Below are 12,435 nucleotides of genomic sequence, written 5' to 3' on the forward strand. Positions count from 1 at the left end.
GTGGTGCGACGTCGGAGCCCATGAGTGTGAGCCCATCTGACCGGCCGTACTCCCCCTCCCGGCGGTCGTCCCGGTCGGGTCCCTTCGGCGATCCAGCTCGGAACACAATGGATGGGACGACGCCCCCACCCAAGAAGAACGGCGGCGGTGCGATTCGGCGTGGCGCCCCGCCGCCGTCACCGGCCCCGTGTGGCGGCCGGTTCCGGGGCCACGGCCTCCCGCGGTGACCCCGGAGTCGAGAGGGTCGCTCAGCCCGGCAGCACCCACTTCTGGTTGGCGCCGGTGTGGCAGGTCCACAGATGGAGCTTCGTACCGTCCGCCGAGGAGACCCCGGCAGCGTCCAAGCACTTCCCGGAGGACACGTTCTTCAACGTTCCATCCGCCTGGGCCACCCACTTCTGCGCACCCGTGCCGTTGCACCCGTACAGCTGGATCTTCGTCCCATCCGCCGTACCCGCACCGCTCACGTCCAGACACTTGCCCAACGCCCGGAACGTGCCGTCCGCACCAGCCGTCCACTTCTGCGCGGCCGACTGATTGCACGTCCACAGCTGAATCTGCGTACCGTCCGCGCTCGACCCACCGGCGGCCTCCACACACTTGCCGCCGATGCCAGTGACGGCGCCTTCTTTGGGTCCGGTCGCGCCTCCGAGCTCCTTGACGCGGATGTTGCGGAAGGACACGTCGTCTCCGTCGCCGTGGTTCTGCAAGCCGATGTGGCCCTGCTGGAGGCTGCGGGCGGGGTCGGTGTTGGTGAAGTCGTTGATCTTGCGGCCGTTGAGGAAGAGCTGCAAGTGCTCGCCCTCGACCCGGATCTCGTAGGTGTTCCACTCCCCCGGCGGGTTCAGGGCCGCGTCCCGTACGGCGAGGTCGGCGGACTTGAAACCGTAGACGGCCCCCGTGGTCCGGTCGGGCGCGTCGGTGGCGTCGATCTGGATCTCGTAGCCGTTGTTCACCGCCGACCACGGGTCGTCGGAGGCCGGGAAGCCCACGAAGACACCGGAGTTGTCGTCACCGGCTTGGCGCCAGTCGAGCTTGAGGGAGTAGGACGTGTACTCCTTCGCCTGGTACCAGAACAGGCCGAGGCCGCCCTGGGAGGTCAGCGTGTGGTCGGCGTTGGTGAAGGAGCCCGGACCCGCCTGCTTCCACCCCGCGGTCCCCGAGGTGCCGAACAAGGTGGTGTAGCCGGTCTCCGGGCGGCAGTCGGCCTCCGTCATCTCCGCGGCCCAGCGGATGCCGCCGAGCAGGTGGCGGCGGAAGGCGGTTTCGGCGTAGGACTCCGCGGTGTGACCGCCGCCGGTGTAGAAGGCGCGTCCGCCCCGGTAGTCCTTGCACCAGGCGATCGGATGGTCGCCGCCCATCGTGCCGCCGCTGTAGGTGGACTCGTCGAGCGAGGCCAGGACGTGAGCGGAGGTCCTGGGGTTGGTGCGGTAGTCGTACCACTCGTCGGTCCGCTGCCAGGTCGGGCCGAGGTGCGCGGTGGCGTCGTGGGCACGGTCCTCCACCTTGACCGTGGCCGGCTGGATGTGCGGGTGGGACTTGAACAGGGCTCCGGCCAGGCCGCCGTACCAGGTCCAGTCGTACTCGGTGTCGGCCGCCGCGTGGATGCCGACGTAGCCGCCGCCCGCCTCGATGTACCCCTCGAACGCGGTCTGCTGGGCCGCGTTGAGGACGTCGCCGGTGGTGGAGAGGAAGACCACAGCCTCGTAGCCGGCGAGGTTCGTGGAGGTGAAGGCCGTGGCGTCCTCGGTCGCCGTGACGGTGAAGTTGTTGGCGGCTCCCAGCTGGCGCAGGGCGGTGATACCCGCCGGGATGGAGTCGTGGCGGAAGCCGGCGGTCTTGGAGAAGACCAGTACGTCGTACGCGGGGTCGGCGGCGGCTGCCGACGTGACGACGGATGCCTCCTGGCTCGGCGCGGCGGCCGAGGAGACTGCCGCAGGTAGAGTGGCAGCGGCGAGCAGGCCGCAGGCGGCCCAGCTGGCGAGACGGGTGAGTCGACGGCTCATGACAGGCTCCACTTCTGGTTGGCGCCGGTGTGGCAGGTCCACAGATGGAGCTTCGTACCGTCCGCCGAGGAGACCCCGGCAGCGTCCAAGCACTTCCCGGAGGACACGTTCTTCAACGTTCCATCCGCCTGGGCCACCCACTTCTGCGCACCCGTGCCGTTGCACCCGTACAGCTGGATCTTCGTCCCATCCGCCGTACCCGCACCGCTCACGTCCAGACACTTGCCCAACGCCCGGAACGTGCCGTCCGCACCAGCCGTCCACTTCTGCGCGGCCGACTGATTGCACGTCCACAGCTGGACCTGCGTACCGTCCGCGCTCGACCCACCGGCGGCCTCCACACACTTGCCGCCGATGCCAGTGAGGGCGCGGCCGGCCGGGGTGGTCTGGCCGGTGGTGAAGGCGAAGTCGTCCAGGTCGAAGAGGGAGCCGCTGCCGCCCTTGAAGACGAGGTAGAGCGTGGTGGTGGTGGCCGGCCGGTTGGTGAGGTTCGCGCTCACGTCGCGGAAGGTGTCCCAGCCGCCGGTGACCGGGACCTCGGCCGAGCCGAGGAGCGTGCCGGTGGGCGAGCCGGCGCGTACCTCCAGCGTCCCTCCCGACCCACCTGAGGAGACCCGGGCGGTCAGTTTGGTGGCGTTGGAGAGGAGGTACGGCGTGAAGGAGATCCAGTCGTTGTTGTCGATGTAGCCGACGGTCTCGCCGCCGTTGGCCGAGGCCTTGTCGACGATCTGGATGCCGGAGGAGCCGCCGAAGTGTTCGGCCTGGCGCTTGCTGCCCTGGCTGATGTTCTGGTCGTGCGTGGTCAGCGCGGGCAGCCCGTTCGCCCCCTTGTCGGTGTACTCGGCGTCCCAGACACCGAAGATGTTGGCGTTGGGATCGTGCTCACCGTCGGCGATGGTCTGTACGGTGCCGGAGCAGCCGGTGGCGGAGGTCTGCGGGTGACCGTGGCTGTCGTGGCCGATGACGAAGGTGACCTTCACCTTGGAGCAGTCGATCGTGCCGTCCTCGGGGTCGGTGACGGTGACCTTGAAGGGGACGGCTGACCCCGGGTCGATGATGGAGCCGTCGGTGGGCAGTTCGAGGGTGACGGTCGGTGCGGTGTTGCCGACGGTGATGACGACGGAGGCGGTGGCGGTGTTGCCGGTGCCGTCGGAGACGGTCAGTTCGGCGGTGTAGCGGCCATTGGCGGTGTAGGTGTGGGAGGGGTTCGCGCCCGTGGAGGTGGCGCCGTCGCCGAACTTCCAGGAGTAGGTGAGCGGGTCGCCGTCGGGGTCGGACGTGCCGGCCGAGGAGAACGCGACCGCCAGCGGGGCCTGGCCGGAGGTGCGGTTGGCGGTGGCCTTGGCGAGCGGGGCGCGGCCTCCGGTGACGTACTCGATGCGGTAGACCGCGCTGTTTGCGTCTCCGTTGAAGTAGCCGGTGCCGTAGTCGAGGACGTACAGCGCACCGTCCGGGCCGAAGGCCATGTCCATGACCTGGGTGCCCTGCCACGGGAAGGCGTTGATCGACTGTACGGTGCCGTCGGAGCCCTGCTCGATGCGCTTGATCCACTTGCGGCCGAACTCACCCGCGAAGTAGTCGCCGTCGAAGCTCTGCGGGAACTTGACCGGCGAGGTGGAGGCGGCGTCGTACCGGTAGACGGGCCCGCCCATGGGTGACTCGGAGCCGCCGCCGAACTCGGGGACGGAGCCTCCGTCGTACGGTATCCAGGCGGGCTGGGCCGCTGGGAGGTCGGTCAGGCCGGTGTTGTTCGGCGAGGTGTTCTTCGGTGCGGCGCAGGAGAAGGTGGCGCCCGAGGTGGATGTGGCGAAGTTGTAGTCCACGTACGGGCTGTTGGTGCCGACGCAGTAGGGCCAGCCGAAGTTTCCGGCCTTGGTGATCCGGTTGAACTCGACCTGCCCGGCGGGTCCGCGTCCCGCGTTCGCCGTGCCGGCGTCGGGGCCGTAGTCGCCGAGGTAGACGATGCCGGTGGGCTTGTCGACGCTCATCCGGAAGGGATTGCGAAAGCCCATGGCGTAGATTTCCGGCCTGGTCCGCGCGGTGCCGGGCGCGAAGAGGTTGCCGGACGGGACGGTGTAGCTGCCGTCGGCGGCGACCTTGATCCGCAGCACCTTGCCGCGCAGGTCGTTGGTGTTGCCGGAGGAGCGCTGCGCATCGTACGCGGGGTTGCGGTTCGGGCGCTCGTCGATGGGCGTGTATCCGTCGGAGGCGAACGGGTTGCTGTCGTCACCGGTGGAGAGGTACAGGTTCCCCTGGGCGTCGAAGTCGATGTCTCCGCCGACGTGACAGCAGAGGCCGCGGCTCGCGGGGACGTCCAGGACCTTCTTCTCGCTGGCGGTGTCGAGGGTGCCGTCGGTTCTGAGGACGAAGCGCGAGAGCCGGTTGACGCCGTCGAAAGGCGCGAAATCGGCTGCGGACCCGTTGGCGGGCGCGTCGCTCGCCGGCGTGGTCAGCTTCGGCGCGTAGTAGAGGTAGACGAAGCGGTTGGTGGTGAACGCAGGGTCCACACCGACACCTTGCAGGCCCTCTTCGTCGTGCGAGTAGACGTCCAGCTTTCCGGCGGTCTTCGTCGTGCCCGCGGCGTCGGTGAGGCGGAGCGTGCCGTCCCGCGAGGTGTGCAGCACCGATCGGTCGGGCAGCACCGCGAGCGTCATCGGCTCGCCGGTCTCGGCAACTCCCTTGGCGAGGGTGACCTGCTGGAACTCGTCGGCGGCGACTCCTGCCACGGAGTCGGGGGACGCTGCGGCGGGTCTCTGCTGGACAGTGAGGGCACCCGCGGCGGCGAGCAAGGCGCAGGCCAGTGCCGCGACGGGTCGGGTGAGTCTCCTGTGCACGAGGGTCCTCCGTGTGGTGACAGGGATGAGGTCTGGAGCACAGGCGCGCGCCGACGCGCCGGAGACCTGGGCGCCCCAAGGGGAGGAAGGAGCGCTCAGGTCATGTCGTTCGGTACAGAGCAGGAAGGTAATGGCTTCTTCGCCGACCAGAAAGCCCTTCGACGCAGTTGGCCGCAACTTTCTCTCCTGATGAGACAAAGCGGCGGGTCGGGCTCTCCGTCAATGCAGGGGTACGGCGGTGGCGGGCCGGCTCTCGCAAGTCCGTGGCCGCGATCCGGCGAACGCGTCCGGCTGTACGTGTTGCCCCGTCATGCCGCTGCCCACCGTGATGGCGCCCATCCAGCTGAGCTGAACGGTTGGCAGCCGCGCAGGTGGATGACTGGCCCACCGACCTACGACGAGGGGAGCGGCGGTTGGCGCGACCAAAGTCGTTCAGGCCGGCCAGGCCATGACCTCCGAGCAGGTACCCGCCGCCACCATGCGCGAGGCCGGTGTGACCAACCACGTCGTCCCCGCTGACCAGCTCCACGCAGAAGCCGAAGCCCTCGCCAGTGGCCCACCCTCGCCTACGCCGCGCACAAGGCGCTCCAGCACGCATGGTCCACCGGCGGTACGGCAGCGGCCGACCGCGCGTTGTCCGACCTGGCGATCCCGCTGTTCGGCACTCAGGACGCCAAGGACGCACTGGCCTCGGCGGCCGCGGCCTTGCGCGAAGGCCGCGAGTGCCCCGGCCTCGACTTCCAGGGGCACTGAACCGGCCCCGCACTGAATCCCGTTGGACGCCCCCGGGAGCGACATACCGCACCAGGCCCAGCGTATGAAGGTCGTGCGCCAGCATGTTGCGCCACCCGGCCCCCGCTCATGTGCGGGAGGCTTGTCCTTCGTCCGGGCGGGCGACAGCCTCGTGGACACTGTCGGCGATGTCGAACACCTCCACGGTCCCCGAGACAGCCAGGAGGAGCAGGATCTGGGGCTGAAGGGGGCCCGCCAGGACGAGCCGGCGACCCGCCCTGCGGTGCCGGGCACGGGCCAGGAGAAGGACGTGGAGGAACGAACTGTCTCCGAAGGTGCACCCGGTGAGGTCGACGACGGTGGCGGGGAGTGCTCGTTCGTCAGCTTCGTCCCAGGGTCGGGGCCGACAGCGCGTTTCTCAGAAGGGTCTCTGCCGCTGTCCTTGCGTGTCGGCCGTAGTTCGACTCGTCGAGCACCATGGCGCGGCTGGCGGCGCCGTCCGCGAGGGTCACGAGTTGCTCGGCGAGGACGGCGGGCTCGGGGCAGCCGAGTTCCACTACCAGGTCGGTCACCAGCCGCGCCATCAGCAATTTCTGTTCGCGGGCGTAGGAGTGGACAGCGTTCTGGGGGTCGGGGAACTCTGCGGCGGCGTCGATGAACGGGCATCCGCGCACGGGATCCGTGCCGGTCGGGGGCGGATCGAACAGGGCGAGGATTCGCTCCCTGGCAGGAATGTCCTCGCGCGCCAGTACGCCCTCCAGGGTGCGTCCCGCCGAGGAGAGGTCCTTGAGGTGGGCGAGGACCAGCTCGTCCTTGGTCCTGAAGTGGGCGTAGAGGGTGCGCTTGGAGACCGGCGCCCGCTCCGCGATCTGCTCCATGCCGGTCGCGTTGATCCCCTGGGCCGCGAACAGTCCGGCCGCGGCGGCAAGGATGCGCTCCCGCCCTCCGCGCCCCGGCCGTCGAGAAGCCGTCGCCGTCGTGGTCATGGGGCAAGTATACGTTCTCGTTTACTTCGAGGGAGGTAGTTGGTTATGGTGCATCTCAGGTAAACGATTGCGTTTACTTCAGTGATCCTGAGGAGAGTGCCATGAGCGGCCCGGCCATCACCCGAACAGGCACAAGCGAGGAGCCCACCGGTGAGACGCGAACGTCGCGGTATGCCGAGCAACTGATCCGTGGGCGCCGCGCGACCCGCGCCTTCCGCCCCGACCCCGTACCCGAGCACACTCTGCGCGACATCTTCTCCCTGGCCGGCACCGCGCCGTCCAATTCCAACGCGCAGCCGTGGCGGGTCGAGGTGGTCGGGGGCGCACGGCGAGACCGTCTGGCCGACGCCCTGCGGACGGCCCACGCCGAGCGACGCGTGACGGCCGACTACCCGTATTCCGAGGGCATGTACGCCCCCGTCCACCAGGAACGGCGGGTCGCCTTCGGTGCCAGTCTGTACGGAGCCCTGGGCATCGGCCCGGACGACCACTCTGCTCGCGCGAGCTACGACGCGGAAAGTCTGGGCTTCTACGGGGCGCCCCATGCCGCGTTCCTGTTCGTCACCGGCGACGGCGGGCCACGACTGGCAGCCGACGTCGGTGCTTACCTGCAGACGCTGCTCCTGGCCATGACCGGCTACGGCGTGGCCAGTTGCCCGCAGGGCCTGCTCAGTTTCTACGCCGATACCGTCCGCGATCAACTCGGGGTGGGCGAGGGGAAGTTGCTCGTGGGTGTCTCCTTCGGCTACGCCGACGAGAACGCGCCGGTGAACCAGGTCACGACCGGCCGGGCGGGCCTGGAGGCAACCACCACGTTCCGCACCTGAAGAGCCGGTCCCGACAGTGCTGGTCGCAGCCAGTCGTTGAGGGATGCGACCAGCACGGCTGCTTCGTAGCGGACGGCGAGTTCGTCGTACCTGGTGGCGACGGCCCAGTGGCGCTTGGGGCGGTTGCTCCCGCACTCGACCGCGTGCCGCTGCTCGTAGTCGCCTTTGTCGAGTGAATGGTCGAGTGAACGCAGGTGGGCCGCCCGCCGTGCAGACCGCTTTCAGCCGGTTGCGGGTCCGGCCCACCGGGACCGGGACAGTCGCCTCGATCCCGCGTATACGGAGGGAGCGGCGGTTGCCGAGGGAGCCGCTTTGTCGGCGCGGACCCGGTCCGGACGCTTGCGCGGCCCACCAAGCTCGAGTCCGGGAACCCGGACGGCCTCCGGGACCGGCTCGAATTGGGGGAGATCACCCCGCTGCCCCGCCGCGATCACCACCGACAGCGGCTTCTGGCCTGCTCGACGGCGAGGTGGATCCTGCTGGTGGGTCCGCCGCGGGAGCGCGCGAAGCCGTGGGCGGCCGGCTGGACGAAGAGGCCGCCGGGCGGCTCCTTCTGAAATCTTCCTTCTCAACGCCCCGGTGGACACGGCAGACGGTCGAGTCGCCATTCACGTCCCAGGTGATCAGGCCCCTCGCGTCGACCTCGGCCTGGAGCTGAGTGAAATTCCTCGCTCAGCTTCCGTCCCGCTGCCAACGCCGGAACAGGTCCGAGGCCCGGTCCTACGGCCCATGACGTTCGGGCACATTCCGCCAGGCCGTCCCGGTCCGGACCTTCCGCACGGTCCCGTTCAGACCCATCGGTCATCCAGCCGCTTCCGCCGCCTCGACGACACAGGCAGCAACGGCCGGACGAACCCGCCACTCGGCATCAGACACTTCATGGCGGCGCATCACGACACCATGATCCACCAACGATGATCATTTGAAGACAGTGTCTAGAGATGCGGGAGATTGACCACGATCGCTTCCTGCGTCGAGCGGGCGATGACGACCACGGCCTCATCGGACGGGTCCGGGTTCTCCTCGCGGTGCGGCACGAACGGCGGTACGAAGACGTAGTCGCCGGGCCCGGTCCGCAGCCGCACCTCCTCGGGCTCCGCGCCGGAGTGGTCGAGGAAGACGAACTCCGGGTGCCCGCTGACCACATGGATGGCCGTCTCGGACTCGCCGTGGTGGTGGTCGGAGGAGGCCGTCGAGGGCGCCACGTGCGTCTGGCCCATCCACAGCTTCTCGGACCCGGTGGTCCGTCCGCTGATCGCCGCGAACCGGCGCATGCCACCGGACTGCGCCGTGTCCCCGTCCAGCGCGTCCGCGCGGATGTGGTGCAGACGGGTGTGGAGAGGCGCGGCCGTGCGCTCTTCCCCGGGCGGGTGCAGGTGCGGGTGGAAACCTTCGCCCGCGGTGGTCAGAGGCTCACTCATGCCGGGGACGCTAAAGGGATCCGAAAAAGGATGTCAAGGTGTGTCCTTTGTGCTTCATCTGCGGCAACGTGCCGTACACACGCGCCGGTAGGGAGCCGGGAACGCAGGACGGAACCGGGGTCCATCCGGACGCGGGTCGGGCATGATGGCCGTATGCATATCTCCGCGAAGGCGGACTACGCCGCACGGGCTCTGCTGGAGCTGGCCCGTGAACCAGGCCGTCCGCTCACCTGCGAAGCCATCGCCTCGGCCCAGGAGATCCCCTTCCGGTTCCTGAAGTCCGTGGTCGGCGATTTGCGCAGGGCCGGACTCGTCCGCAGTCAGCGCGGCTGCGAGGGAGGCTACTGGCTCGGCAGGCCCGCCGATGAGGTGACCCTCCTCGACGTGGTGCGGGTCATCGACGGCGACGTCCTCTCCCTTCGAGGCGAGCCGCTCGACCTCCTCGGCTACCCGGGCCCCGCTGCTCCCCTGCCCGGCGTGTGGCGGCAGATCGAGGCGGGCGCGGCCACCGTCCTCGGCGGCCTGACGCTGGCCGCTTTGCTCCCCGGGACCGCACGGGAACAGCCCACCGGAGCCGGAGCCGGAGCCGCATGACGCCGTCCGCCCGGGACGCCGCCCCGGGCGGCGGGCCCTCGCGGCCGCTGGAGGTCGTGGAGTACACCGACCCGCTCTGCCCCTGGGCCTGGGGCTCCGAGCCGGTCTTCCGCAGACTGCGCTCCGCGCTCGCCGGGCACGTGCGCTGGCGGCGGGTGTACGGCATCCTCTTCGACGAGGGCGAGGACCCGGCACCCGACCCGGCGGCCGAAACCGCCTGGTACGCACAGCTCGTGACCGGCATCGGCGCACACACCCTGGCTCCCCGGGCCGAGGTCCTGCGCCGGGTCGCGGCCAGTTCCTGGCCCGCGTCGCTCGCGGCGAAAGCGGCGGAGCTCCAAGGGGCCGAGGTGGCCGACCGTGTGCTCCGCCGCCTGCGGGAGAGCGTCTTCGTCCTCGGCGAACCGGCCGACACCCCACTCCTCGTACTCCGGAGCGTCCGCGGGGTGCCCGGCCTGGACGCCGACCGGCTCACCCGGGACGCCGCCTCCCCCGGCGTGCGGGACCAGGTGCTCGCCGACCGTGCGGAGGCGCGTCACCCGGTCCCCGAGGTGCTCACCGTCAGCGCGGAGTCGCCGCACCCGGGCGCCGCCAGGGAAACCCCTGACGGCGACCTCCGCTACGCCCTGCCGACCCTGCTGTTCCGCACCCCGGCCGCTCATCGCGCGGTGCCCGGGTGGCGGCCCTTCGAGACGTACGCCGCGGTCGTGGACGCCCTTGCCCCGGGGCTCCTCCCCGCGGCCCCGCCGCTCGACCCGGCGGGGGCGCTGGAGCGCTACCGGAGTCTGACCGAGCCCGAGCGGCTGATGCTCGGGGACGGCGCCTGGCCACCGCCGGGCGCGCTGCGTGTGGACACCGCGCAGGGGCCGCTGTGGCTGCACCCCGACGAGGCCCGGCAGCACCCGGCCGCAACTCCGTACACCCCCACACCGCGCTGAGCTGCGGTCCAGCACCGTTCCACCGAATGAGACATCAAAAGGTGTCCATTGACATCCGGTGCGGGCTGCCACCAGGATGTGCCGCATGCTCACCACGCACCCCGGCGTGATGTGCCGCTATGTGGACCTGCGGCGCACCTCCAGCGCCCTCTGTCGCTGACCGCCCGCCACCGGCGGCCGGCAGGCGTTCCTTCCGGCCACCGGTCGCGGTGTCACCGCTGACCTCGCCTCGCTGAGCGCACAGTCCGCTCTCTTCGCGTTCTGCCCTCGCGCGCCTCCACGGCCTTCCCCGCCGCATCCGTGCATTCCCCATGCCTCCGTCGAGCCGACGGATCCGGGGACCGGCACCCCTGCCGTATCAGGTCTCCCCTGGCCCTGCCCGGGGGCCCTCGCACCGGCACCGGCACGGGTGGCAAGCACTCCTGGCCCGCCACCCTTCGTCCTGTCCGGGCCGGGGACCATCACAGAGAGAACACCGAGATGCCTGCACATCCGACGAACCGCCGCCCGCGCCTCGGCGCCCGGCCCGCCCGACGGGCCCGGGGCCTGCGGGCCACGGCCCTCGGCACCGCCGTCGCCACCCTCCTCGTCCCCGCTCTCACCGCGTGCGGTGGGGGCACGTCCTCGGCCTCGGGCAACGCCACGCTGAAGTGGGCCTCCTCCTACTTCCCCGCCCACTGGGACCCGGTGGTCTCCGGCAGCGGCGCCCAGTTCCGTCAACTCTCCCTCGTCTACGCCTCCTTGACCCGGACGGACGCGGAGGGCAAGCCCGTGCCCGACCTCGCCGAGAGCTGGAAGTACAACGACAAGGGCGACCGCATCACCTTCACGCTGCGTCCGGGGCAGAAGTTCAGCGACGGCGAACCGGTCGACGGCGCCGCTGTGAAGGCCGCCGTCGAACGCGCCCAGAAGCAGAAGAACTCCGCGCTCTTCGGTGACCTCACCTCGATCGGCTCGGTGGAGGCGAACGGGCTCGAAGCGACCCTGAACCTCACTCAGGTCGACTACCAGATACCTCAGTTGCTCGGTCAGCGCGTGCTCCAGATCGCCAGCCCCAAAGCGGCTGCCGACCCGACCCGCCTCGATCAGAACCCGGTCGGCGCGGGGCCGTTCGTCGCCGAGCAGTTGATCCCGGGGACCAAGGCCGTCCTCAAGAAGAACCCGGACTACTGGGACGCGGAGAACATCCACATCGACCACGTCGAGCTGGTCTCCGCCCCCGACGCCTCGACCGTGGTCTCCGGCCTGCAAACCGGCGTCTACAACTTCGCCGACATCGAACCGAGTCAGGCGGACGCCGCGGAGAAGGCGGGCCTGGACGTCTTCGTCCAGCCGGGCTTCAACGCCGCCAACCTCAGCCTCAACATCAACAAGGCGCCCTTCGACGACGACCGGGTCGTCGATGCCCTCCGGCACGCGGTCAACCGCGAGGAGTTCGTCCGGAAACTGACCTTCGGCCACGGCGAGGCCACCGACCAGCCCTTCCCCAAGGGGTACGTGGCCTACGACCCGGAGTCCGAGGACGCCTACCCCTACGATCCGGCGAAGGCGATCAAGCTTCTCGCCGAGGCCGGCCACCAGCCCGGTGACCTCGAGCTGACGCTCGTCGTCCCCGCCGAGGACCCCCAGGCCGAGATCGTCCAGTCGCAGCTCGCCGCCATCGGCATCAAGGTCACCATCAAGATCGACAAGAACTGGGCCACCCCGTTCTTCGCCAAGGACCTCGCCTTCTCGCTGTACGCGACCACCGGCCGCGACTCGGCCGTGCAGACGCTCACCGCGCACTTCGGTCCGGACGGACCGCTCAACCTCTCCTCCCCCTACGAGCCCGACGGCTTCGAGGAGGCGGTGGCCGAGGTCCGCCGGACTCCGCTGGAGTCGCCCGCCTACGCCCGGACGCTGCGAGCCGCGACCCGGACCGGGCTCCGGAGCAAGGCGCTGGTCTTCACCTACTCCTCGCCGAACCTGTTCGCCAGGACGGCATCGGTGTCCGCGCTCCCGAGGAACCCCGGGCACATCGACTGGACCGGCGTGAAGATCTCCGGCGCCAGCTGACGCGCCCGCAGCACCGTTCGCCTACGTCCGCGTATCCGCCCA

Annotated in this window: 8 protein-coding genes and 1 pseudogene; 4 read left to right on the plus strand and 5 right to left on the minus strand. The window is 70.0% G+C overall.

The genetic code is table 11. The features are described 5' to 3' along the window. Positions 1–248: 248 nt before the first annotated feature. The 4 genes and pseudogenes from ACIRRU_RS19000 to ACIRRU_RS19015 form a co-directional block, all read right to left on the minus strand. On the minus strand, positions 249–2,006 hold the full coding sequence (locus ACIRRU_RS19000) for a ThuA domain-containing protein (RefSeq protein WP_403681785.1): 1,758 nt from the start codon (positions 2,004–2,006) through the stop codon (positions 249–251). Next, positions 2,003–4,840 carry a PQQ-dependent sugar dehydrogenase gene (locus ACIRRU_RS19005; RefSeq protein WP_403681788.1) on the minus strand — a complete coding sequence of 946 codons (2,838 nt, stop codon included), beginning with the start codon at positions 4,838–4,840 and terminating at the stop codon, positions 2,003–2,005. The genes ACIRRU_RS19000 and ACIRRU_RS19005 overlap by 4 nt, the downstream gene beginning before the upstream one ends. 859 nt (positions 4,841–5,699) lie before the next feature. Beyond that, a pseudogene (locus ACIRRU_RS19010) lies at positions 5,700–5,936 on the minus strand (STAS domain-containing protein); the annotation flags it as partial. 16 nt (positions 5,937–5,952) lie between these two features. Then, on the minus strand, positions 5,953–6,558 hold the full coding sequence (locus ACIRRU_RS19015; RefSeq protein ID WP_403681791.1) for a TetR/AcrR family transcriptional regulator: 606 nt from the start codon (positions 6,556–6,558) through the stop codon (positions 5,953–5,955). A 101-nt stretch (positions 6,559–6,659) separates the two neighbouring features. Here ACIRRU_RS19015 and ACIRRU_RS19020 point away from each other — a divergent pair, with 101 nt between their 5' ends. Next, positions 6,660–7,385, plus strand: a complete 726-nt coding sequence (locus ACIRRU_RS19020) for a nitroreductase (protein WP_403681792.1) — start codon at positions 6,660–6,662, stop codon at positions 7,383–7,385. Between the two features lie 935 nt (positions 7,386–8,320). Here ACIRRU_RS19020 and ACIRRU_RS19025 read toward each other — a convergent pair. Then, positions 8,321–8,806, minus strand: coding sequence for a cupin domain-containing protein (locus tag ACIRRU_RS19025; protein WP_403681794.1), 486 nt, complete (start codon positions 8,804–8,806; stop codon positions 8,321–8,323). A gap of 153 nt (positions 8,807–8,959) precedes the next feature. On the opposite strand from ACIRRU_RS19025, the gene ACIRRU_RS19030 reads away from it, so the two are divergent. From ACIRRU_RS19030 to ACIRRU_RS19040, 3 genes are all read left to right on the plus strand, one after another. After that, a complete protein-coding gene (locus ACIRRU_RS19030) occupies positions 8,960–9,400 on the plus strand; it encodes an Rrf2 family transcriptional regulator (RefSeq protein ID WP_363203445.1) in 441 nt (146 codons plus the stop codon). Beyond that, the gene (locus tag ACIRRU_RS19035) at positions 9,397–10,338 is read left to right on the plus strand and encodes a DsbA family protein (protein ID WP_403681798.1); all 942 of its coding nucleotides are present in this window, start codon (positions 9,397–9,399) and stop codon (positions 10,336–10,338) included. The genes ACIRRU_RS19030 and ACIRRU_RS19035 overlap by 4 nt, the downstream gene beginning before the upstream one ends. Before the next feature lie 480 nt (positions 10,339–10,818). Then, a complete protein-coding gene (locus ACIRRU_RS19040; protein WP_403681801.1) occupies positions 10,819–12,393 on the plus strand; it encodes an ABC transporter substrate-binding protein in 1,575 nt (524 codons plus the stop codon). Positions 12,394–12,435: the final 42 nt, after the last annotated feature.

The organism is Streptomyces sp. NPDC101181, assembly GCF_044767975.1.
In the GTDB taxonomy this organism is placed as follows: Bacteria; Actinomycetota; Actinomycetes; order Streptomycetales; family Streptomycetaceae; genus Streptomyces.

What these genes read in the sequence shown, in the direction of transcription:
- ACIRRU_RS19000 (WP_403681785.1), bottom strand. Translation starts at nt 2,006, where the DNA reads ATGAGCCGTCGACTCACCCGTCTCGCCAGCTGGGCCGCCTGCGGCCTG.
- ACIRRU_RS19015 (WP_403681791.1), bottom strand. Translation starts at nt 6,558, where the DNA reads ATGACCACGACGGCGACGGCTTCTCGACGGCCGGGGCGCGGAGGGCGG.
- ACIRRU_RS19020 (WP_403681792.1), top strand. Translation starts at nt 6,660, where the DNA reads ATGAGCGGCCCGGCCATCACCCGAACAGGCACAAGCGAGGAGCCCACC.
- ACIRRU_RS19025 (WP_403681794.1), bottom strand. Translation starts at nt 8,806, where the DNA reads ATGAGTGAGCCTCTGACCACCGCGGGCGAAGGTTTCCACCCGCACCTG.
- ACIRRU_RS19030 (WP_363203445.1), top strand. Translation starts at nt 8,960, where the DNA reads ATGCATATCTCCGCGAAGGCGGACTACGCCGCACGGGCTCTGCTGGAG.
- ACIRRU_RS19035 (WP_403681798.1), top strand. Translation starts at nt 9,397, where the DNA reads ATGACGCCGTCCGCCCGGGACGCCGCCCCGGGCGGCGGGCCCTCGCGG.
- ACIRRU_RS19040 (WP_403681801.1), top strand. Translation starts at nt 10,819, where the DNA reads ATGCCTGCACATCCGACGAACCGCCGCCCGCGCCTCGGCGCCCGGCCC.